Source organism: Aminobacter sp. AP02 (assembly GCF_003148805.1).
In the GTDB taxonomy this organism is placed as follows: domain Bacteria; phylum Pseudomonadota; class Alphaproteobacteria; order Rhizobiales; family Rhizobiaceae; genus Aminobacter.
This window is the reverse complement of the sequence record NZ_QGGX01000021.1, coordinates 22,646-44,064: the sequence shown is the minus strand read 5'-3', so window position 1 is coordinate 44,064 and position 21,419 is coordinate 22,646. Positions and strand designations below refer to the sequence as shown.

Here is a 21,419-nt window from a genome sequence, read left to right as displayed (position 1 = left end):
TTAGGATAGCTCCGATCGGCGGGGCGCATGCCCCGTAGGGGTGCAGCATGACCGAACTTGCCAGAAAGTTCGACAAGGGCCCCAAGCTGGAAAGCGGCGTCGTCGCTTCCAGCGTCTACCTTGGCGGCCGCCGCATAGCCGACATCGCCATCGAAGAAGCCGGCGACTGGGCGGCCAAGGAAGGCCACGTCGTGTGGATCGGCCTGCTTGAACCGAGCCGCGAACTGCTGTTGCGGGTCCAGCAGCAGTTCCACCTCCACGATCTCGCCATCGAAGATGCCGAACATCCCCACCAGCGGCCCAAGATCGAGCAGTATGGCGACGCGCTGTTCATTGTCGCGCGCACGGCCCAGCTCGTGCAGGGGAGGGTGAATTTCGGCGAGACCCATATTTTTGTCGGCAAGGGCTACATCGTCAGCGTTCGCCACGGCGTTTCGACTTCCTATGCCGCGGTGCGCCAGCATTGGGAATCCTGTCCCGCGGCGCTCGCCAAGGGCGAGGATTTCATCCTCTATGCCATCCTCGATTTCATCGTCGACAATTACATGCCGGTGCTCGAGCAGATCGAAGAGGAGGTCGACGCCATCGAAGATGGCGTTCTGGCACGGCCGATGACCTCAAGGGACATCGAGCGGCTTTACATGCTGCGCCGCGACCTGTTGCGCCTGCGCAATGCGGCGGGCCCGCTTGTCGAGGTTTGCAGGCGACTGACGAGCGCCGACCTGCCGCAGTTGCGCCCTGCGATGCATCCCATGTTCCGGGACGTCACCGATCACATTCGTACGGTGGTGGAAAAGGTGGACAACCTGCGCGAGGTGCTTGCTTTCGCCTTCGAGGCGAGCCTGCTGGTTGGACAGAGCCAGGAGACCGCGATCGCCAAGAAACTCGCTTCCTGGGCTGCGATCCTGGCCGTTCCGACCGCGCTCGCCGGCATCTATGGCATGAATTTCTCCGACATGCCGGAGCTGCATTTCGAATACGGCTATCCGACGGTGCTTGTGGCGATCGTAGCCATCTGCTCGATCCTCTACTGGCGGTTCAGGAAGAATGGCTGGCTGTAAGAAGAGCGAATAGCGAACAGTGAGTAGCGAATAGAGAGGCCCCGGAACGCTTGACGATCCGAGGCCCTGACAATGTCTGCTATTCGCTATTCGCTATTCGCTCAGCGCGAGCGGCGGCGCTCCGAAGCCGGCTGGAAAGCCACCTTCGAGTGATAGCCGCAGTAAGGTCCGCTTTCGCCGGCCTCGTTGCCGCAGAAGCTGAAGTCTTCGCTCAGCGGGTCGCCGTTCGGCCACTTGCAGGTGCGCTCGTTGAGCTGGACCAGCTGAAGGCGGCGCGAAATCGGAACGACGACATTTTCGACCGGGCGGATATACTGGCGTGCAACCGGCTCGACGTCGAACTGCGCCTGTAGTGCCGTGGCGCCGATGCTGGCGGTCACCGTGCGCGTGGCTGTCACCGTGCGCTGCACCGTCTTGGTTGCGGCTGCTACCTGTGTCGTCTTTTTCTGGCGTGCCGGTGCCGCTGTCGCGCGCCCTCGGCTCGACAGCTTCAGGCGATGAACCTTGCCGATGACGGCATTGCGGCTCACGCCACCCAATTGCGCGGCGATCTGGCTCGCGCTCAGACCCTCCGACCATAGTTTTCTGAGAAGTTCGACCCGCTCGTCAGTCCAGTTCATGAGACCGTGCTCCTGATTTAACGTGCGGAAAGCGGAATCCTTTTCCGTCCCGGCAAGCCGGGTGGACACCACATCTATTCGGTGAATATGTCCGCCGCACGAAATCTAGTTATTTCTCAATTACAATTATCGATACGCTGACTCCGTGACAAGAGTCCGAGGGGTCGTGACGAATCGGTTTTTGTGGTTTTCCCCAACTTGCCGATGCGGCGTGACTGCATGGCAACGGACGGGTTTGGTCACATCGGCTTATGTGACGTTTTCGTTGACTTCATGGCAGAAAAACCTGATATAGCCGCAGGCCGCCGCTCTGAGGCGGCTTTTTGATTTTCCGGGTTCGGAGACGCATATAATGAGCGGATCAGCGCTTTACGAGACCTTTGCTCGTGCACCCCTGGCCTTCGAGCGAGGTGAGGGCTCTTGGCTGATCACCGACAAGGGCGAGCGATATCTCGATTTCGCTGGTGGCATCGCGGTTAATTCGTTGGGCCACAGCCATCCGCATCTTGTCCAGGCGCTGACCGAGCAGGCTGCCAAGCTCTGGCATGTCTCCAACCTCTACCAGATCCCGGGCCAGAGCCGGCTGGCCGAGCGCCTGGCCGAAAGCTCGTTTGCCGACCGTGTCTTCTTCACCAATTCGGGCGCGGAAGCGCTGGAATGTGCGATCAAGACCGCGCGCCGCTACCAATTTGCGAACGGTCATCCGGAACGCTATCGCATCATCACCTTCGAAGGCGCCTTCCATGGACGCACGCTTGCGACCATCGCCGCTGGCGGGCAGGCGAAGTATCTCGAAGGTTTCGGCCCCAAGGTCGACGGTTTCGATCAGGTAGCCTTCGACGACATCGATGCGGCGGAAAAGCTGATCGGCCCGGAGACGGCCGCGATCCTGCTTGAGCCGGTGCAGGGCGAGGGCGGCATCCGTCCGTTCCCGACGCAGTCACTGAAGCGCCTGCGCCAGCTTTGCGACAAGCACGGCCTGCTGCTCATTTTCGACGAAGTCCAGTGCGGCATCGGTCGCACGGGCAAGCTTTACGCCTATGAGTGGGCCGGCGTTTCGCCCGACCTGATGGCAATCGCCAAGGGTATTGGCGGCGGCTTCCCGGTCGCCGCTTGTCTCGCCACCGAAGAGGCAGCGAAGGCGATGACGGCAGGCGTCCATGGCACGACTTTTGGCGGCAATCCGCTGGCCATGGCGGTCGGCAACGCCGTACTAGACATCGTGCTCGAAGAGGGTTTCCTCGAAGAGGTCAGCCGCAAGGCGCTGCTGATGAAGCAGGGCCTGGCCGCCATCGCCGACGAGTTCCCCGACGTGATCGAGGATATCCGCGGCACCGGCCTGCTGCTGGGCATCAAATGCGCCATGCCAAACACCAAGGTGAACATGGCGCTGCGCGACCAGAAGCTGCTTGCTGTGCCAGCGGGCGAGAACGTGTTGCGCCTGTTGCCGCCGCTGACGACGACCGACGCCGACATCCAAGAGGCGCTGGCGCGCATTCGCGCCGGAGCTGCCAGCCTCTCCAAGGCCGCCGCCAACGGCGGCTGAACCCAAGGAAGTTACATGACCAGCGGGATTCGCCATTTCACCGACCTCTCGGCACTTTCCGGGAGCGACCTTCGCGGGATTCTGGACGATGCGGCGGTGCGCAAGGCGCGCCTGAAAGCCGGCGAGCGATCCAAGCCCCTCGAAGGCAAGGTGCTGGCGATGATCTTCGACAAGCCGTCGACCCGCACGCGCATCTCGTTTGACGTCGGCATGCGCCAGCTTGGCGGCGAGACCATCATGCTGACCGGCACCGAGATGCAGCTCGGCCGTTCGGAGTCGATCGCCGACACCGCCAAGGTGCTGTCGCGGTATGTCGACGCGATAATGATCCGTACCACTGCCCATGAGCGGCTGATCGAACTGACCGAGAACGCCACCATACCGGTGATCAACGGGCTGACCGACGACACCCATCCGTGCCAGCTGATGGCTGACATCCTCACCTTCGAGGAGCACAGGGGCCCGGTGCGCGACAAGACTTTCGCCTGGACCGGCGACGGCAACAATGTGTTGCATTCGCTGCTCGAGGCTTCTGCCCGCTTCAGCTTCAACGTCAACGTGGCGGTGCCGGAAGGCAGCGAGCCGGAACAGAAATACATCGACTGGGCCCGCGCCAATGGCGGCAAGGTCATGATCACTCGTTCCGCCGAAGATGCAGTGCGCGGCGTCGATGCCATCGTCACCGATTGCTGGGTGTCGATGGGCCAGGAGCACCGTGCGCGTGGCCACAACGTATTCCTGCCCTATCAGGTCAACTCCGACTTGATGAAACTCGCCAAGCCGGACGCGCTGTTCATGCACTGCCTGCCCGCGCATCGCGGCGAGGAAGTGACCGACGGGGTCATCGACGGGCCAAACTCGGTGGTCTTCGACGAGGCCGAAAATCGCCTCCACGCGCAAAAGGCCGTGCTTGCCTGGTGCCTGGGCGCTTGAATGCCTGATCTGCCGCTCCTATCTGGTGCGGGATCAGTTCAACCTATTGGCGTTAACGCCTTGTTCTGCGACCATCGGCTGGCCCGAGGGTCGCAGAGCCAATCATATGGGATAAGTTCCAGTGGCTGAGACCGAACGCAAGCTCGGCGAATTTGGATTCGCCGGCGACGACCATGTTGTTCCCTTCGCGGTGGAGCCGCTCGACGTGCGCGGCCGCACAGTCCAGCTCGGCCCATTGCTCGACCAGATTCTCGGACGGCACGACTATCCGGAACCGGTGGCGCGGCTTTTGGCCGAGGCCTGCGTGGTCACAGTCCTGCTCGGCACGTCGCTGAAGTTCGAAGGCAAGTTCATTTTCCAGACCCGCACCGACGGGCCGGTGGACATGCTGGTCGCCGACTTCACCACGCCGCAAGCCCTGCGCGCCTACGCACGTTTCGACCCTGACCGCGTCGAGGCCGCGATCGGTGCCGGCATGACCTCGCCCGAGGATCTTCTCGGCAGCGGTGTTCTTGCGCTGACCATCGACCAGGGCGAACACACCCAGCGCTACCAAGGCATCGTCGAACTGAACGGCATCACGCTTGAAGACGCGGCGCGCGCCTATTTCCGTCAGTCGGAGCAGATCCCCACCGACGTGCGTCTGTCAGTGGCAAAGCTTGTTCTGCCTGCCGAGGGCGGTCCGCGCGAGCATTGGCGCGCCGGCGGCCTGTTGGCGCAGTTCCTGCCTGATTCACCCGAGCGCCGGCGTGTCCAGGACATTCATGGCGGCGACGGCGACGAGCGCGATGTCGCCATACATCCCGACGACAATTCCTGGCAGGAGCTTCTGGCGCTGGCCGCGACCATCGAGCCAACCGAGCTGATCGACCCGACAGTCGGCACGGAAAGGCTGCTTTATCGGCTGTTCCACGAGCACGGCGTACATGTCTACGAAGGCGTGCGCGTCGCCGACGAATGCTCGTGTTCGGACAGGAAGATCAAGGGCATCCTGAAGGGCTTTACGGCCGAGGAGATCGCTGAAAGCGTCGAGGACGGCGTCATCCGCGTCGCCTGCGAATTCTGCTCCAAATCCTACGAGTTCGATCCGGCCGAGTTCGTGCCAGCGCAGTAGTGGTTAGTTCAGCCGGGGCCTAGCGTCGGGCATGTCGAGCGAGAAGGCGGGGATGGCTACGTCGAACATCTCGCCCGCTTCGTTGCGCATTGTATAGCGCCCGACCATGATGCCTGACGGTGTCGCGAGCGGGCAGCCGGATGCATATTGGTAGCTGTCGCCGGGATTGAGTTCGGGCTGGTCGCCGACCACGCCCGGGCCGCGGACTTCCTCGACCCGCCCCGATGCGTCGGTGATATGCCAGTAGCGCGACAAAAGCTGAACGAACTCATCCGAGTTGTTCTCGATCGTCACGCGATAGCCCCAGACATAACGGTTTTCCGAAGGCTCGGACCGATCCTCCAGATAGAACGGCTCGACCTCGACCGCGATGTTGCGGGTGACCGCGCGATACATATGCTGCGCTCCTTGGCCTGCACAATGACAGAGTCCGCCGCGCGAGGCGGCGGGTCAACCGCCGTTTTTCGTTTTCACGCCAAATGTGATGATTGTGCGGGCAATTTCACCTCGCCGACGTATCCGCCTCACCCCGCCGACGGAGGATGGCGCTCCGGCTCGCCGGAGCGCCATTTTTCTCAGCGCGCTGCCTTCAGCGCATTTTCGATATCGTTGAGCAGGTCGTCGGCATCTTCGAGGCCGACCGACAGGCGCAACGTGCCATCGTCGATGCCGAGTTCGGCGCGGGCCTCGTCGGTGAGGCTCTTGTGCGTCGTCGTCGCCGGATGGGTGATCAGGCTCTTGGAATCGCCGAGATTGTTCGAGATCAGGATGATGTTGAGCGCATTTTCGAAGGCGAAAGCCGCCTTCTTACCGCCCTTTACGTCGAAGCAGAGCAGGGTCGAACCGCCACTCATCTGCTTCTTGATGATGTCAGCCTGCGGATGGTCGGGGCGGCCCGGATAGATCAGCCGCGACACTTCCGGCCGCCCGGCCAGGAAGTCGGCGATCTTGGCGGCAGTCTCGGTCTGCTGGCGCACGCGCACTGGCAGCGTCTCCAGGCCCTTGAGCAGCGTCCAGGCGTTGAAGGGTGACAGGCTGGGGCCGGTGTGGCGGAAGTAGTCGTGCAGGTTTTCGTCGATCCACTTCTTGTCGGACAGGATGATGCCGCCGAGGCAGCGACCCTGGCCGTCAATATGCTTGGTCGCCGAATAGACCACGACATGGGCGCCGAGTTCGAGCGGCTTCTGCTGCAGCGGGGTGGCAAAGACGTTGTCGACGACCAGGCGCGCGCCGATCGAATTGGCAAGTGCCGCGACGGCCGCGATATCGACCACCTCGAGCGTCGGGTTGGTCGGGCTTTCCAGGAAAAACAGCTTGGTGTTCGGCCGGACGGCCTTTTCCCAATTCTCGGTCAGCGTGCCGTCGACCAGCGTCGCTTCGATGCCGTATTTCGGCGCCAGCGTCTCGACGACCCAGCGGCAGGAGCCGAACAGCGCGCGCGCGGCGACGATATGGTCGCCGGCCTTGAGGCTGCACAGGATCGCGGCCGTGACCGCAGCCATGCCCGAGGCGGTGGCACGGGCATCTTCAGCGCCTTCGAGGGCGCACATGCGCTTTTCGAACATGTCGACGGTGGGGTTGGCGTAGCGCGAATAGATGAAACCCGGGCTTTCGCCCTTGAAGCGCGCTTCGGCGCTTTCGGCGCTGGCGTAGACATAGCCCTGGGTCAGGAAGATCGATTCAGAGGTTTCACCGAAGCCGGATCTCAGGGTTCCGCCATGGATGAGGGTGGTCTGGGGTTTCCAGTTGCGCTGCTTCTCGGAGGTCATAGCCAAATCCAAATACAAAAAAACCGGCCGCGAAAGTCGCAACCGGTCCGTCAACGGCCCTTTAGCGACTTGTTTAACGTGGCTGCAAGCCGACCGGCCAAATCACCACGGGATAAAAGTCCTTTAGACCCGTAGCCTGCTTGCGTCAATCGTGGGGTCGACTAAACCATTTGTACCATAGGAGCGAGAAATTGCGGCAGTCGGGCATTCTTCCGGATCAGGATATCGCGGCATTGTTCGCGTCGGGCGCGCTTTTGGCGCCGCCGCTCGATGCCGACCAGATCCAACCTGCGAGCCTGGATCTCAGGCTTGGCGCAACGGCATTCCGCACCCGCGCCAGCTTCCTGCCGGGCCCCGGCCACCTGGTGTCGGAGAAGCTCGACCGCCTCAAGCTTCACGAGATCGACCTGACCAACGGTGCAGTTCTGGAGACCGGCTGCGTCTACATAGTGCCGCTGCTCGAAGGCCTGGCGCTTCCGGCCGACATTTCGGCCTCCGCAAATCCCAAGAGCTCGACCGGTCGCCTCGACATCTTCACCCGCGTGATGACCGACCGCGGCCAGGAGTTCGACAAGATCCCCGCTGGCTATACCGGACCGCTCTACCTCGAAGTCAGCCCGCGGACATTCCCGATCGTCGCACGAAAGGGCTCGCGGCTGTCGCAGATCCGCTTTCGCAAGGGCAATGCGCTGCTTTCTGAGGCAGAGCTTCACGCCCTGCATCTGTCCGACCGGCTGGTCGCGATCGACCCGCCCAACATCTCGGGCGGCGGCATCGCACTGTCCATCGATCTGGCCGGCGCGCCGGGCAGCATCGTCGGTTATCGTGGCAAGCACCACACGGGCCTCGTCGATGTCGACAAGCGTGCAGCGCAAGACGTCGTCGATTTCTGGGAGCCGATCTACAATCACGGCGCCGAGGAACTGGTTCTCGACCCCGACGAGTTCTACATTCTCGTCTCGCGCGAGGCCGTGCATGTGCCTCCGCTCTACGCCGCAGAGATGACGCCTTTCGATCCGCTCGTAGGCGAATTCCGCGTGCATTACGCCGGCTTCTTCGATCCCGGCTTCGGCCATTCCGGCGCCGGAGGCACAGGCAGCCGTGCCGTCCTCGAGGTGCGCAGCCACGAAGTGCCCTTTATCCTGGAACACGGCCAGGTGGTGGGGCGCCTGGTATACGAGCACATGTTGGCGCGCCCGCGCGCGCTCTATGGTACCGACCTCGGCTCCAACTATCAGGCCCAGGGGCTCAAGCTCTCCAAGCATTTCCGCATGACCTAAGGTCAACTGGGCCTATCCCTCAGTCTGCTTGTCCATTGCCGGCCGCTGTGATTGGCTGAGCCAGGGACGCTCGGAAAGAGCGCCTGGTAAATGGAGAGGAAAATGCAGATTTCGCGGAAATTCGCATACTCGGCCGCCTTCGCGGCGCTGCTGTTGGCAATGGGGAGTGCCTCGGCGCAAGAGGGCGGCAAGCTCAAGATCGGAACCGAAGGCGCCTATCCGCCCTTCAACAACCTGACTGCCGACGGCAAGCTTGTTGGCTTTGACGTCGACATCGCCAATGCGCTGTGCGCCCAGATGAAGGTCGAATGTGAAATCGTCGCCCAGGATTGGGACGGCATCATTCCGGCGCTGCAGGGCAAGAAGTTCGATGCCATCGTCGCTTCGATGACCATCACCGACGAGCGCAAGAAACAGGTCTCGTTCACCAACAAGTACTACACCACGCCGTTGGCGCTGATCGCCCCGAAGGATTCCGACCTTGCCTCGCCCGAGCCCGACGCACTCAAGGGCAAGTCGGTCGGTGCGCAGGCGTCGACCACGCAGAGCATCTATGCCGAGGACCACTACGCCAAGGCGGGTGCAGACGTGAAGCTCTATCCGACGCAGGACGAGGCGGTGGCCGACCTTACCAACGGCCGCCTCGACGCGGTCGTCGCCGACAAGTTCGTGCTCGTCGACTGGATGAAGACCACCGGCCAGGATTGCTGCAAGATGATCGGCGATCTTAAAGGCACCGACTCCGAGACGGGCATTGCCGTGCGGCTGGAGGACACGGCCCTGCGCGACAAGCTCAACGCTGCGATCGACGCCATCGTCAAGGACGGCACCTACGCCAAGATCAACGCCAAATATTTCGACTTCGACATATACGGCGCCAAGGACTGATGGGCTGAATACAGGCGGGCCGGGCGGCGATGACGTCCGGCCTGGCTGTTCGATATCCTGGTGCGGGCACGGCCGGCGTTGGCTCGGCTGGTTTCAAATACTTGTCCCGCTGCCCAATACTGGAAATCTTACTGGGACCCACTGGCAGATTGGACCGATCGGGTGCATCATTTGCCTGATCGGAGGTAAGGGCCATGCGTTATGTGTTCATCCCGCTGGCGATCGGCCTGACGATGTCTTTGTCCGGCTGCATGTCGGACAATTACGACTATGTCAGTTCCTTTCAGCCTGATTACTACAACAATAGCGGCCTGAGGTTCGGCTATTCAGCCGGGCAAAAGGACCACCACCTGCGTGATCTCAGCAGTTTCCGCACCCGGGAACTGCGACCGTAGCAGGGTGTAGTCTCGACGTAGTTCTGGCTGTTGCTGGAGCGGGTAGCGGGAATCGAACCCGCGCGTTCAGCTTGGGAAGCTGACAGGCTACCATTACATCATACCCGCGCGGGCACTTGGTTAGCATTCGCGATGCGGCTCGGCAATCGGGAAACGGCTTGATCCTACCAAACGATGCCGGTGCGGGGACGGCGCGATTTCCGTTTCCGCAAACCCAAAAGGGCTCTCCGCAGATGAGCCAGCGCTATTTCGCCATAGGCGCGTGCGTTGAGCTCTCCGCCGAGCCCCCTGCGCAAGATGTTGCGTGCCTGGCTGCCGGAGAAGCGCGCCAGGATTTCGCGGCAAAAAACGCGCTCTGGAAATTCGGCCGCGAGCTGAGGCGCGTGGGCCAGGAACATCTCGAAGAGCGGTGGGTCGCGATAGAACCTGCGCAGGTGCCGCGGTGCTTCCCTGGTAACCTGATCCAGGACTTGCCAGAACGTGCCGTTGAGCATCCAGGCGTACTTGCCGACATTGGCCAGGAGGAACTCGATATCCGTCAGTGTCGCTTGCGCGGCCTTGAGATTGTAAGCGGGACCGCCCGACACGAGCCAGGCGGAGCGTTCACGCGCCGAGAAGTAGTTTGCGCCATGCAGGCGGTATCCCGAGGCGATGACATCGATCAGCGCGCTCCCGGCAAAAGCATTGCACATGAAATTGAAGTAGCCGTCGGCCGAGCGCATGTGGGTGCCTTCTCGGCGGACCAGACGCAGGATGGAAGCGCGGTACATGTTGGCGGTGCCCGGCCCCCAATGCCAGCCGAAGACGGGTCTGGGGAGGATGGCGGTCCTGGCAGACAGGACATCGAAATCCGTAGGGGCAACTGACGGCACCCGCAGTGTAGCGTCCGCTGCGCGCAAGCCGCGCGCCAAGTTCGCGTCGCTGATGTCGACGCACGCACCCGCGGCCGTCAGCGCGTTGCCGAACGTATCCACTTCCGCCACGCTTGAAGACGTAAAGGCGACGCTGTGCGGCAGCGCCAGATGCGCCTGAACGTGCATCGAGGCAAAGTTCGCAAACAGCACGTCGTCCGCGTCGACGAAGGTAACGAAACCGCCCCTGATCTTGTCCAGCGCCCAGAATGCGGCGCCCAGTTGTCCCAGGTTTTCGGAAAGCGTGGCGACGGCGAAGCGGCTGTCGCCCTCGACGTGGCTGGCAATCACCTCGGCGCTGTCGTCGGTCGAGCCATTGTTGATGACCAGGCATTCGAAATGCGGGTAATCCTGTTTCTTGATCGAGTCGATCGCGGCACCGACAAACTGGGCGTAGTTCCAGCAGATGACGACGAAGCTGACGAGCGGCGGCTTGATCGCGTTGTCAGACAGTTGCGCGATGCTGCGGCCGCCGATGCTGAAATCTGTTGCGGGATGCTCGACCTCGCTATCCCCACGGGAAGCCTTGCCCTCGAAGTCGTTCATTCGGTATTGGCCTTGAACCATGAGCTTATAGATGCGGCTTGGGAAATCGCCCACGCCGATATATCAGCCTGCGCCAATAGCGAAAGTACAAGGCAACATGCATCCTGGTAAACGGGTACTTGTGACGGGCGGCGCCGGCTTTCTTGGTTCGCATCTTTGCGAAAAGCTGCTCGATGCCGGCGCGCAAGTTTTGTGTGTCGACAACTTCTACACCGGCGCTGCCGAAAACATCGAGCATCTAGGCTCTCGTCCTCGGTTCAAGTTCTTGCGCCACGACGTGTGCCTGCCCCTCCATGTCGAGGTCGACGAGATCTACAACCTCGCCTGTCCGGCCTCGCCGATCCACTACCAGCGCGACCCGGTGCAAACGACAAAAACCAGCGTATTGGGGGCGATCAACATGCTTGGCCTCGCCAAGCGGCGCGGCGCCAGAATACTCCAGGCGTCCACGTCCGAGGTCTATGGCGACCCGACGGTTCATCCGCAGCCTGAGAACTACTGGGGCAACGTCAATCCCATCGGCCCGCGCTCCTGTTATGACGAAGGCAAGCGCTGCGCTGAAACGCTGTTTTTCGACTATCAGCGCCAGCACGACCTTGAGATCAAGGTCGCCAGGATCTTCAACACCTACGGTCCGAGGATGCAGCCGAACGACGGACGCGTCGTGTCGAACTTCATCATCCAGGCGCTCGCAGGCGACAGCATCTCGATCTTTGGCGACGGCGCGCAGACGCGGTCTTTCTGCTACGTCGATGATCTTGTCGACGGCCTGATCAGGCTGATGGCCTCGCCGAAGGCGTTTACCGGTCCTGTCAATCTGGGCAATCCGGAAGAATTCTCGATGCTCGAGTTGGCCAAGGCAGTGCTGGCGGAGACGGGAAGCATGTCACGTCTGGAGTTCTTCCCCTTGCCCGTCGACGACCCGAGGCAGAGGCGGCCGGACATCGCCTTGGCCGGAACCTTGGGCTGGCAGCCGCGAACCGCGTTGACCGAAGGCTTGCAGCGTACGGTGGCTTATTTCCGGGAACTGCAAGATGAGGGCCAGCGTGCCCGGCGCGCGCCAGTTCCGGTTTCCTGATCCAAGAGGCAAGAAGTCGAAATGCCAGCCTGTATGGTGGGTATCCGCATCTTGAAGCAGGCGGCGTTATCACGATATCCCTGTTGGGCCAGAATCGCAGGAGACTGAACTTGTCCGGATTGACGCGTTTTCTCGGAGACACTCCGCTTCGGGTGTCCATCAAGCTCCTGGTCATCTCCTTCCTCGTCGGCATCGTCATGAGCGCCTTCGGCTGGTCCCCCTTCGATGTGCTCTACGGCATCCGCGACTTCTTCGTCGACATCTGGCGCATGGGCTTCCGGGCCATCGACCGCTTCCTCGGCTATTTCCTGCTGGGTGCTGCGATTGTCGTCCCGGCCTTCATCATTCTCAGGCTGTTCAGCTACCGCAAATAGCTGTCATCTTGCTTGAGCACGATCCTTTCGGGAAAGGGCTGCCCTGTTCCGGGATAATGCTCAGGCGAAGGCGCTTGCCGTTTCGAACAGGATCGCGTGGCGTGCTGCCAGCGCTGCGACGTCGGTCGAATAGCCACCGCCGATTACGGCGCACAGCGGAATGCCGGCATCGCGAAAGTGCTCGATGACCATGCGCTCGCGTCGGCGCAATCCATCGTCGCTCAAGGCGAGGCGGCCGAGCCGATCCTCGCGATGCGGGTCAACGCCGGCATTGTAGAACACAAGGTCCCATTCCCCGCGCCGCGATAGCCGCGCCAGGGCTTCGACCAGGATCTCCAGGTAAACGTCGTCGCCGGTGCCGTCGGGCAATCCAATGTCGAGGCCGGAGGCGACCTTGCGCACCGGGTAATTTTTCTCGGCATGCATGGAGAAGGTGAAGACATCTGGGTTGCCGCCCAGGATTTCCGCCGTGCCGTCGCCTTGGTGGACGTCGAGATCGACAACGAGCACGCTACCGACGAGCCTGCCGTCAAGCAGTGCAAGGGCTGCGATGGCCACGTCGTTGAAGGTGCAGAAACCGGCGCCTTGGGCGCGGCGCGCGTGGTGGCTGCCTCCGGCGGCGTTGCAGGCGACGCCGTGGGCAAGCGCAAGATGTGCTGCGGCCAGCGTGCCGCCCGCCGCAAGCTGTGCACGGCGCGACACGCGCTCGCCGACTGGAAATCCGATCTCGCGCTCGATATGCGCGGGCACGGAACAGGCCAGTACCTGTCCGACGTAGTCGGCGTCATGGGCCAGATGAAGCCTAGCGGCCGCGATCGGTTCTGCCTGGGTGAGGCCGCCGATCAGGCCAAGTTCGCCGAGCCGATCCATGAGATGGCCGTATTTGCTCATTGGAAAACGATGCTCCGGCGCGAAACCGGCGTCATAGTCGGGATGGCTGACGATCTGAAGCGGCATGGATGACTGCTGAACCAGCGGACCAATTCGATTGGATCGGCAACTTAAATGGTTGCGGGCGTTAGGGAAACCGGGGCATGTGCCCGAACGGGAGATTCGGCAACAGGGAGGAATTCGTTGGACAGCGTATCGCCAGAGGGCCGCGTGACGCCTTTTTCCGTCACCAACCGCTCGGTGCTGGCGATTGCCGTGCCAATGACCCTTGCCTATCTGACGACGCCCTTCATCGGCCTTGTCGGTACCGGCGTCGTCGGCCAGTTCGGCGATGCCGCCTTGCTCGGTGGGCTGGCCGCGGGTGCCGTCGCCTTCGACGTGGTCTTCACCAGTTTCAACTTCCTGCGAGCGGGCACGACCGCCCTCGTGGCCCAGGCCTTTGGCCGCAATGATGCGGCGGAAGAGCAGGCCGTCTTCTGGCGCGCCGTGGTGATCGCGCTGATTGCCGGCATCGTGCTGGCGCTGACCGCACCTCTGACCTCGCTCGCCGGGCAATGGTTCATGCAGGCCGAGCCGCGTGTCAACGAGACGCTCGACCACTACGTCCGCATCCGCATGCTGGGCGCGCCCTTTGCGCTGATCAACTACGCCATCCTCGGCTACATTCTGGGGCGGGGCGAGGGCGGCTTCGCGCTGTTTTTGCAAGCGACCCTCAACGGCGTCAACATCGTGCTTTCGATCCTGCTGGGCCTGCATTTCGGATGGGGTGTCGAGGGTGTCGCCTGGGCCGCCGTTGCGGGCGAGGCGGCGGGCATGGTCATCGGCCTTGCCGTGCTGTTGCGGCGCTTCGGGGGACAGCCGAAGCTGGCGCGCGGGCGCATCTTCGACGCCGCGGCGTTCCGGCGCTTGTTCGTGCTCAATCGCGACATCATGATCAGGTCGCTGTCGCTGCTCGTCGCCTTCGCCTTGTTCACGCGCCAGGGGGCCCAGTTCGGCACGGTGACTCTTGCGGCAAATGCAGTGCTGATGAACTTCTTCATTGCGGCCGGGTTTTTCCTTGACGGCTTTGCCGCCGCAGCCGAGCAGCTTGCCGGCCGCGCCGTCGGTGCGCGCTACGAGCCGGCTTTCCGCAAGGCGGTCTATCTCTGCTCGATCTGGGGTTTTGCGCTGGCCGGCAGCATGACGGCGGCACTCATGGTCTTCGGCGTCGATCTCATTGCGCTGATTTCGACGGCCGAGGATGTTCGCGCCGCGGCCATCGCCTTCCTGCCTTGGGCAGCGTTCACCGCGCTGAGCGGCGTGCTCGCCTTCCAGATGGACGGCATCTTCATCGGTGCCGCATGGTCGCGCGACATGCGCAACATGATGGTGATTTCGCTTCTGGTCTTCGTCGCGGCACTGCTGGTGCTGCCGTCGCATTACGGCAATGCCGGCCTATGGGCGGCACTGCACCTGCTGCTGATCGTGCGCGGCGTGTGCCTGCTGGCGATCCTGAAGCCGCGAGCGCGGGCGACCTTTCAAAGCGGTGCCGCCGACCACTGATCGAGCTTGCTGTCGCGTAGCTCGGAGATGTTCGTGAGGCCTTCGCGCGCGGCGAATTCCGACATGCCGCGCACGATGCGCGCCGGCAGTGAGGGACCGGCATAGATCATGCCGGTGTAGAGCTGCACGAGATCGGCACCGGCGCGGATTTTCTCCAGCGCGGTTTCGGTCGAGTCAACGCCGCCGACGCCGATGATGGCCCGCTGTGGGCCGAGCAGCTTGCGCATGCGCGCGAGCACAGCCGTCGAACGTGTAAACAGCGGCTTGCCTGACAGGCCTCCTGTTTCACCGGTGTGCGTCGGGCTGCGCAGGGTCGGTCGGGTGATGGTGGTGTTGGAAACGATTACGCCGTCGATCGCCTTTTCGGTGACTTCTGCCGAGATGTCTTCGAGTTCGGCCTCATGCAGGTCGGGCGCGATCTTGAGGAAGATCGGGACCGGCTGCCCCGCCTCGGCGCGAGCGATCATCACACTTGCCAGCAGCTCGGCGAGCTGTTCGCGCGCCTGCATGTTGCGCAAGCCCGGCGTGTTGGGCGAGGAGATGTTGACGGTGAGATACGAGGCGTAGCGAGCGAAGCGCTTCACGCCGCTGATATAGTCACTAATGCGGTTGGTACTGTCCTTGTTGGCACCGATGTTGACGCCGACGATGCCGGGTCGTCCCGCGCGCGCGATGAGCCGCTTTTCGCAGGCGTCATGGCCTTCGTTGTTGAAGCCGAGCCGGTTGATGACGGCGTCATCCTCGACGAGACGGAAGATGCGCGGCCTGGGATTGCCGGCCTGCGCCAGCGGTGTCACCGTGCCGATTTCGGCGAAGCCGAAGCCGAGGCCGAGCAGGGCGTCCGGCACCTCGCCGTTCTTGTCGTAACCCGCGGCCATGCCGAGCGGATTGGGAATGTCGAGGCCGGCGACCCTTACCCTCAGGCGGGCGTCGCGCGGGGCGCGTCCGCCCACCGGCAGGTTGCAGCGCAGCGCCTTGATCGACATGCCGTGCGCGGTCTCGGCATCGAAGCTGAACAGCAGGTGCCGGCCAAGACGGTCGAATGCGCTCATGCCTCAAGCTCCGGGAAATCGTGGGTGCCATTGGCCGTCAGTGGCAAGGCACGAACCCATTTGGCGGCACTCGTTTCGAGCGGCGCGAAAAGGTGCGGAAACAAGGCGCCGCCACGCGAGACTTCGTACTTCAGCGCCGGTCCGAGCCTGTCGGCGTCGATGGCGACGAGCAGGAGATTGTCCTGGCCGGAAAAATGCTTTGCCGCCGTCTCGACAACCTGTTCGGCGGTCGAGAAGTGGATGAAGCCGTCAGCGAGATCGATGGGCGCGCCGTGGAAAAATCCGCTCTGCTCGGCTTGCCGCCACATCGGTTCGGGGCAGATCTTGTAGATGGTCTTCGTCATATCCGCGCTATAGGCTGAAAGCATCATGCGCGAAAGGGCGGCTTGGCTTGCCCCACCGCAATTTGGGCCTATTGCGGCGCGACAATTCGTACAGTCCGCAAATGGAGACAGTCATGCGCCGCGCCTTATTGATGTTTGTTCCACTGCTTGCTGGCCTCGGTTCCACCTCGGCATTTGCCGCCGAAGGGCAGCGGTTCCAGATGGAAAAGACCGACAGGGGATATGTCCGCATGGACACCCAGACCGGCGAGATGTCGATCTGCGAGGAGCGCGACAATCAACTGGTGTGCAAGCTTGCCGCCGACGAACGCTCGGCGCTGCAGGACGAGATCGGCCGCCTGCAAGGTGACATCAAGACGATTGAAGATCGCGTGCTAAAGCTCGAGAATTCGCTGACCGCCCGGATGGAATCGAAGTTGCCCACCGAAGAAGAATTCCAGAAGAGCATGGGATACATGGAGCGCTTCTTCCGTAGCTTCATGGGTATCGTCAAGGACATGGAAAAGGAAGACAAGGCGCAGCAACCCGAACCTGCACCGAACAAGACCTGAGCACTGTCCGGTGTGCTTGCGACCGAAATTTGAGCATGAAGCGCTGCTTTGGTGATCCTTTTGACTTTAACTGCTTGAAAAGCCGGCACCGGATCGCATAATCGCACCCGACGGTCCAAGGCGCACAGAACGGTCGGGACCTCGGGAGGGATATTTGCCAGCAGGCCACAAGTTCGTCATCGCGGACGACCATCCGCTTTTTCGCGGAGCACTCAAACAAGCCATTGCCGGCCTAGCCGATGTTTCCAGCGTGCTGGAAGCCGGCGACTTCGAGAGCGTCAAGGCGATCGTTGGCGCCCATGAAGACATCGACATCGTCCTGCTCGACCTGTCCATGCCCGGTGCCTCCGGGCTTTCCGGCCTGATCTCGCTGCGCGGCATCCATGCGACGGTGCCCGTGGTCATCGTGTCGGCTCATGATGATCCCGAAACCATCCGCCGCGCACTTGAGCTGGGTGCTTCGGGATTCATCTCGAAATCGGCGAGCATGGACGACATACGAGCTGCCATCGAAGCGGTGCTGTCGGGCGAAATCTCGGCTCCGGGCGACATCGATCTCGGCGTCGAGCGGGACCCCGAAATTTCCGACCTGATCAAGCGGCTGCAATCGCTGACCCCCCAGCAGACGCGGGTGCTTGGCATGCTGGCCGAGGGGTTGCTCAACAAGCAGATCGCCTATGAACTCGGCGTGTCGGAAGCCACCATCAAGGCGCATGTGTCGGCGATCCTGCAAAAGCTCGGCGTCGATAGCCGTACACAGGCCGTCATCCTGCTGTCCAAGATCGGCGGCGAACCGCGTGCGTCGGCATAGGGCAAGACTATTCGGCGGCGTGGGCCATGCGCCGCATCCGGTTCATCATCGATCGCAGCACGGCGGGTTTTAGCGGCTTGTTGAGCACCGCGACGTCGATCTGGTCGGCCGCCGCGCGCACTTCGTTGGAACGGTCGGCTGTGATCAAAACCGCCGGGACCGCTTCGCCATAAGCGCCGCGCAGGGTGCGGATGACGTCGAGGCCGTTTTCGCCGTCGAGGTGATAGTCGGCAAGAATGATCTCCGGTGCCGGCCCTGCCGTCTGGTCGGCCTCGAACGCTTGTGACCCGGAGTAGGTTCGAACGCTGCAACCCCAGCCTTCGAGCAACAGCCGCATGCCTTCAAGGATGCGGGGATCGTTGTCGATGCACACGACCGTCAGCCCGCTCAGCGCCGCCGCAGCCTGGATGCGGGGGCGGGCCGTCGTCGCGGCCGGCAGTTCCGCAGCGGTGGTGACGGGCAGGATCACTGAAAACCGCGTGCCTTGCCCCTTGTGCGATTCGATCTGGATCTCGAGCTTGAGCACGCGCGCGATACGGTCGACGATCGACAGGCCCAGCCCAAGGCCCTGCGCCTCGCGCGCACCGTCATCGAGGCGCGTGAACTCCTGGAAGACGGTGCCAAGCTTGTCGGCGGCGATGCCGATTCCGCTATCGATCACCTGGATTTCGACGAGTTCGCCGCGGCGCCTGACGCCGACGAGAATGCGACCGGTGCGGGTGTATTTGATCGCGTTGGACACCAGATTCTGGATCAGCCGGCGCAACAGGTTACGGTCGGTATTGACGGTCGAGGTCGATGGCACGATCACCAGTTCCAGGTTCTTGGCGCGTGCCATGGGCAGGAAGTCGGTGCCGATCTGGCGCAGCAGTCCATCGAGGCGGAACACTGTTTCGGCCGGCTTCATCGCACCTGCGTCGAGCCTGGAAATGTCGAGCACGGCGCCCAGGATAGTCTCGACCGATTCAAGCGAGGATTCGATATTGCGGGCGGCAATGCCGGCGTTGCCCTTGGCTGCCTTTTCGATCAGCGACGAGCAGTAGAGCCGGGCGGCGTTGAGCGGCTGCAGGATGTCGTGGCCTGCCGCGGCGAGGAAGCGCGTCTTGCCGAGATTGGCCTCTTCGGCGAGCATTTGTGCCTGGGCCAGTTCCTCGTTGACCCGGGTCAGTTCGGCGGTGCGGTTCTTCACCCGCTGCTCCAGCGACTCATTGGCCCGTTTCAGTGCCAGATCGGCCGCGACCCGCGCGGAGATGTCCGTGTAGGTCGCAACGATGCCGCCATCGGGCATGGGGTTGGAGCTCATCTCGATGATCCTGCCGCTGGTTTGCAGCTCGATCTGCCAGGGCCCTCCGAAACTGGTCAGGCGGTTGAGGGTCGTCAGGCGCGAGGTTTGCGGGATATCGCCGCGCGCGACGAGATAGCCGAGGATGCGGTCGATCGAAACGCCGACCTGGCCCATGTCGTCGGGCAAATCGAAAAGTGCGCGGTATTGGCGGTTCCAGCAGATCAGGCGGAAATCCTGGTCGAAGACGGTAATGCCTTGCTCCATCTGGTCGAGCGCGATCTGCAGGAGGTCGCGGTTGTGCTGCAGCGCCTCGGTGGCGTCATCGAGCAAGCGGAACGTGTCTTTCGAGGAGTTGTCGCCACGCTTGAACAGCAGCGACAGGATCAGCCGCGCCGAGGACGAGCCGACGGCGCTTGCCATCAGTTGCTCCGAAAAGCGGATGACGTCCATGCCGGCCGGATCATTGCCGTTGAGCTTGCTGCCGCTTTCGTTCTGGAACGTCTGGAACGAGCGTTCGGTGCGTTCGACGCCGAGATAGCGCGCAATGGTGTCCTTGAGGTCGTTGACCGTGATGGTGGTGCGGAAGCGGCGCAGCGAAGGCATCGGGCTTGCGTCGCGTGGCACGAAGATCGATGCCTGGATGCGCTCGAGCGGCACTGAGGCGCGCGACAGCGAGCCGAAGAAGAAGAACAGCGCGTTGATCGCAAGGCTCCACAGAACGCCGTGATTGAGCGGTTCTGCGACCGTGCCGAACAGCGCCTGCGGCCTGAGTGCCTCGATGCCGAAAAGCCCGATCGTGATGATCGAGGTGTCCGGGCCCGCGAGCGTTGGCAGCATCAGCGTGTAGCACCACACGGCGATGCCGGCGGCCATGCCGAGGGCGGCACCGCGCGCATTGGCACGGCGCCAGATCAGGCCGCCGATGAAGGACGGTGCAAACTGGGCGATGGCCGCAAACGACATCAGACCTATGGAGGCGAGCCGCGTGTTGTTGGTGCTTTCGCGATAATAAAGGAACGCGACGAACAGGATGATGAATATCGAGGCGCGGCGGATGTTGAGGATGATCGCCGACCAATCTTCGGTATCGCCGGACTTGATCTTGATCAGCCGGCGCACGAAGATCGGTATGACGAGATCGTTGGAGATCATGATCGACAGTGCCACGCTTGCCACGATGACCATAGCGGTGGCCGCCGACAGGCCGCCGATGAAGGCGACCATGGCGAGCAGGTCGTGGCCCTTGAGCAGCGGCAGCGACAAGACATAGAGGTCGCTCGTCGTTGCGGTGCCTACGGTGGACAGGCCGGCAAAGGCGATCGGCAGCACGAACAGGTTGATCGCTACCAGATAGGCCGGGAAGACCCAGGTCGCCGTGCGCAGCTCGCTTTCGCTGCGGTTCTCCACGATCATGACGTAGAACTGGCGCGGCAGCATGATGATGGCAAAGCCGCTGATCACGGTCACCACCAGCCAGGTGCCGAGCGAGGTGCTGTAGCCCATGGCGTCGCCGACCTGCTCGGTGGCGGCGAAGCTCTTGAGCATGTCGCCGGGCCCGTCGAACAGGGCGAAGGTGACGAACAGCCCGACGGCGAGGAAAGCGACCAACTTGACGATCGACTCGACTGCGACCGCAAGGACCAGCCCGTTCTGATGCTCGGTTGCGTCGGCATGGCGGGTGCCGAACAGCGTGGCAAACAAGGCAAGCAGCAGCGCCACGACCAATGAGATGTCGCTGACGAAGGGATCGAAGGAGGGCGGCGAGCCGGTGTAGTGCTCGACCATCAGGCTGACCGAACCCGAAATCGCCTTGAGCTGCAGCGCGATATAGGGGATGGCGCCGACGGTAGCGATCAGCGTCGCGATCGAAGCGACTGCGAAACTCTTGCCATAGCGCGCGCCCAAGAAGTCGGCGATCGATGTGATCTTTTCCGCCTTGGCCAGCTTGATGATGCGGCTGAGCAGCGGGAAGCCGAACATGAACACCAGCACCGGGCCGATATAGATGGCGAGGAATTCGAGCCCGCGCTCGGAGGCGAGCCCGACCGAGCCGAAGAAGGTCCACGACGTGCAGTAGATAGCAAGGCTGAGCGCATAGATGAACGGCCGCGGCCGGCCCGGGCCCCAGCTGGCGGCCCGGCGATCGCCAATGCTCGCGATGGCGAACAAAAGCGTGACATAGGCAATGGCGATGAGGACGACGGCCAGGCCCTGCACTCTAAGTTCTCACTCCCTTGGACGGCCCATTGCCTCCGAGGTGAGGCAATCACAGCTTGGCTGGCAAGTCTATTATCCTTGTCTCCTACATGCGGTGATGCCCGTCACTGGTGCGCCCGTCTGGCGGTCGACATTGCCGGGTTTTGCAACTGGCGGTTTTTGCTATGGTGGCGGCAATTGGCGGCAGGCAGGGTGTCTCGATTCGCCGTCT

Annotated in this window: 20 protein-coding genes, 1 tRNA gene and 1 riboswitch; of the genes, 12 read left to right on the top strand and 9 right to left on the bottom strand. The window is 62.5% G+C overall.

Annotated features, from left to right (window positions below; translation table 11 throughout):
• Positions 1 to 47: 47 nt before the first annotated feature.
• A complete protein-coding gene (locus C8K44_RS22430) occupies positions 48 to 1,061 on the top strand; it encodes a magnesium and cobalt transport protein CorA (RefSeq protein ID WP_109577995.1) in 1,014 nt (337 codons plus the stop codon).
• A 101-nt stretch (positions 1,062 to 1,162) separates the two neighbouring features.
• Here C8K44_RS22430 and C8K44_RS22425 read toward each other — a convergent pair whose 3' ends face one another.
• Positions 1,163 to 1,681 carry a GcrA family cell cycle regulator gene (locus C8K44_RS22425; RefSeq protein ID WP_109577994.1) on the bottom strand — a complete coding sequence of 173 codons (519 nt, stop codon included), beginning with the start codon at positions 1,679 to 1,681 and terminating at the stop codon, positions 1,163 to 1,165.
• 352 nt (positions 1,682 to 2,033) lie between these two features.
• Between C8K44_RS22425 and C8K44_RS22420 the strand changes: the two genes are divergently transcribed.
• The 3 genes from C8K44_RS22420 (at position 2,034) to C8K44_RS22410 (ending at position 5,274) form a co-directional block, all read left to right on the top strand.
• Positions 2,034 to 3,227: an aspartate aminotransferase family protein gene (locus tag C8K44_RS22420; RefSeq protein ID WP_109577993.1), complete on the top strand. Its 1,194-nt coding sequence runs from the start codon at positions 2,034 to 2,036 to the stop codon at positions 3,225 to 3,227.
• Positions 3,228 to 3,242: 15 nt separating this feature from the next.
• The gene (gene argF / locus C8K44_RS22415; protein ID WP_109577992.1) at positions 3,243 to 4,160 is read left to right on the top strand and encodes an ornithine carbamoyltransferase; all 918 of its coding nucleotides are present in this window, start codon (positions 3,243 to 3,245) and stop codon (positions 4,158 to 4,160) included.
• Positions 4,161 to 4,281: 121 nt separating this feature from the next.
• Entirely contained in the window at positions 4,282 to 5,274 is a 993-nt protein-coding gene (locus C8K44_RS22410) for an Hsp33 family molecular chaperone (RefSeq protein ID WP_109577991.1), read from the top strand.
• Positions 5,275 to 5,277: 3 nt separating this feature from the next.
• Here the strand turns inward: C8K44_RS22410 and apaG are convergent, their stop codons facing one another.
• Both apaG and C8K44_RS22400 read right to left on the bottom strand, forming a co-directional pair.
• Complete coding sequence (apaG, locus tag C8K44_RS22405; protein ID WP_109577990.1) at positions 5,278 to 5,670, bottom strand: Co2+/Mg2+ efflux protein ApaG; 393 nt, start codon at positions 5,668 to 5,670, stop codon at positions 5,278 to 5,280.
• Positions 5,671 to 5,849: 179 nt separating this feature from the next.
• Entirely contained in the window at positions 5,850 to 7,043 is a 1,194-nt protein-coding gene (locus C8K44_RS22400) for an O-succinylhomoserine sulfhydrylase (protein WP_109577989.1), read from the bottom strand.
• Positions 7,044 to 7,084: 41 nt separating this feature from the next.
• Positions 7,085 to 7,162, bottom strand: a riboswitch (SAM riboswitch).
• A gap of 72 nt (positions 7,163 to 7,234) precedes the next feature.
• Between C8K44_RS22400 and C8K44_RS22395 the strand changes: the two genes are divergently transcribed.
• The 3 genes from C8K44_RS22395 (at position 7,235) to C8K44_RS22385 (ending at position 9,606) form a co-directional block, all read left to right on the top strand.
• Positions 7,235 to 8,323, top strand: coding sequence for a 2'-deoxycytidine 5'-triphosphate deaminase (locus C8K44_RS22395; protein ID WP_109577988.1), 1,089 nt, complete (start codon positions 7,235 to 7,237; stop codon positions 8,321 to 8,323).
• 159 nt (positions 8,324 to 8,482) lie between these two features.
• A complete protein-coding gene (locus C8K44_RS22390; RefSeq protein ID WP_348626350.1) occupies positions 8,483 to 9,211 on the top strand; it encodes an ABC transporter substrate-binding protein in 729 nt (242 codons plus the stop codon).
• Between the two features lie 194 nt (positions 9,212 to 9,405).
• Positions 9,406 to 9,606: a hypothetical protein gene (locus C8K44_RS22385; protein WP_109577986.1), complete on the top strand. Its 201-nt coding sequence runs from the start codon at positions 9,406 to 9,408 to the stop codon at positions 9,604 to 9,606.
• A 34-nt stretch (positions 9,607 to 9,640) separates the two neighbouring features.
• On the opposite strand, the gene C8K44_RS22380 is transcribed toward C8K44_RS22385, so the two are convergent.
• Together C8K44_RS22380 and C8K44_RS22375 are read right to left on the bottom strand one after the other, a co-directional pair.
• Positions 9,641 to 9,714, bottom strand: a tRNA-Gly gene (locus C8K44_RS22380).
• Positions 9,715 to 9,770: 56 nt separating this feature from the next.
• Positions 9,771 to 11,063 (bottom strand): glycosyltransferase family A protein, encoded by a 1,293-nt coding sequence (locus C8K44_RS22375; RefSeq protein WP_158282776.1) that lies wholly within the window; start codon positions 11,061 to 11,063, stop codon positions 9,771 to 9,773.
• A 97-nt stretch (positions 11,064 to 11,160) separates the two neighbouring features.
• On the opposite strand from C8K44_RS22375, the gene C8K44_RS22370 reads away from it, so the two are divergent.
• Both C8K44_RS22370 and C8K44_RS22365 read left to right on the top strand, forming a co-directional pair.
• Entirely contained in the window at positions 11,161 to 12,141 is a 981-nt protein-coding gene (locus tag C8K44_RS22370) for a UDP-glucuronic acid decarboxylase family protein (RefSeq protein WP_109577984.1), read from the top strand.
• A gap of 110 nt (positions 12,142 to 12,251) precedes the next feature.
• Positions 12,252 to 12,515, top strand: coding sequence for a DUF6460 domain-containing protein (locus C8K44_RS22365; RefSeq protein WP_109577983.1), 264 nt, complete (start codon positions 12,252 to 12,254; stop codon positions 12,513 to 12,515).
• A gap of 60 nt (positions 12,516 to 12,575) precedes the next feature.
• Here C8K44_RS22365 and C8K44_RS22360 read toward each other — a convergent pair whose 3' ends face one another.
• Positions 12,576 to 13,472, bottom strand: a complete 897-nt coding sequence (locus tag C8K44_RS22360) for a histone deacetylase (RefSeq protein ID WP_109577982.1) — start codon at positions 13,470 to 13,472, stop codon at positions 12,576 to 12,578.
• A gap of 117 nt (positions 13,473 to 13,589) precedes the next feature.
• On the opposite strand from C8K44_RS22360, the gene C8K44_RS22355 reads away from it, so the two are divergent.
• Positions 13,590 to 14,948 carry an MATE family efflux transporter gene (locus C8K44_RS22355; protein ID WP_109577981.1) on the top strand — a complete coding sequence of 453 codons (1,359 nt, stop codon included), beginning with the start codon at positions 13,590 to 13,592 and terminating at the stop codon, positions 14,946 to 14,948.
• Here C8K44_RS22355 and C8K44_RS22350 read toward each other — a convergent pair.
• Both C8K44_RS22350 and C8K44_RS22345 read right to left on the bottom strand, forming a co-directional pair.
• The gene (locus tag C8K44_RS22350; RefSeq protein WP_109577980.1) at positions 14,924 to 16,000 is read right to left on the bottom strand and encodes a quinone-dependent dihydroorotate dehydrogenase; all 1,077 of its coding nucleotides are present in this window, start codon (positions 15,998 to 16,000) and stop codon (positions 14,924 to 14,926) included. The two genes, C8K44_RS22355 and C8K44_RS22350, sit on opposite strands and share 25 nt — an antisense overlap.
• Positions 15,997 to 16,344, bottom strand: a complete 348-nt coding sequence (locus C8K44_RS22345) for a DUF952 domain-containing protein (protein ID WP_109578026.1) — start codon at positions 16,342 to 16,344, stop codon at positions 15,997 to 15,999. The genes C8K44_RS22350 and C8K44_RS22345 overlap by 4 nt, the downstream gene beginning before the upstream one ends.
• Before the next feature lie 113 nt (positions 16,345 to 16,457).
• Here C8K44_RS22345 and C8K44_RS22340 point away from each other — a divergent pair, with 113 nt between their 5' ends.
• Both C8K44_RS22340 and C8K44_RS22335 read left to right on the top strand, forming a co-directional pair.
• Positions 16,458 to 16,895, top strand: a complete 438-nt coding sequence (locus C8K44_RS22340) for a hypothetical protein (protein WP_199227178.1) — start codon at positions 16,458 to 16,460, stop codon at positions 16,893 to 16,895.
• A gap of 154 nt (positions 16,896 to 17,049) precedes the next feature.
• Positions 17,050 to 17,706 carry a response regulator transcription factor gene (locus C8K44_RS22335; protein WP_109577978.1) on the top strand — a complete coding sequence of 219 codons (657 nt, stop codon included), beginning with the start codon at positions 17,050 to 17,052 and terminating at the stop codon, positions 17,704 to 17,706.
• A gap of 7 nt (positions 17,707 to 17,713) precedes the next feature.
• On the opposite strand, the gene C8K44_RS22330 is transcribed toward C8K44_RS22335, so the two are convergent.
• Positions 17,714 to 21,208, bottom strand: coding sequence for a PAS domain-containing hybrid sensor histidine kinase/response regulator (locus tag C8K44_RS22330; protein ID WP_109577977.1), 3,495 nt, complete (start codon positions 21,206 to 21,208; stop codon positions 17,714 to 17,716).
• Positions 21,209 to 21,419: the final 211 nt, after the last annotated feature.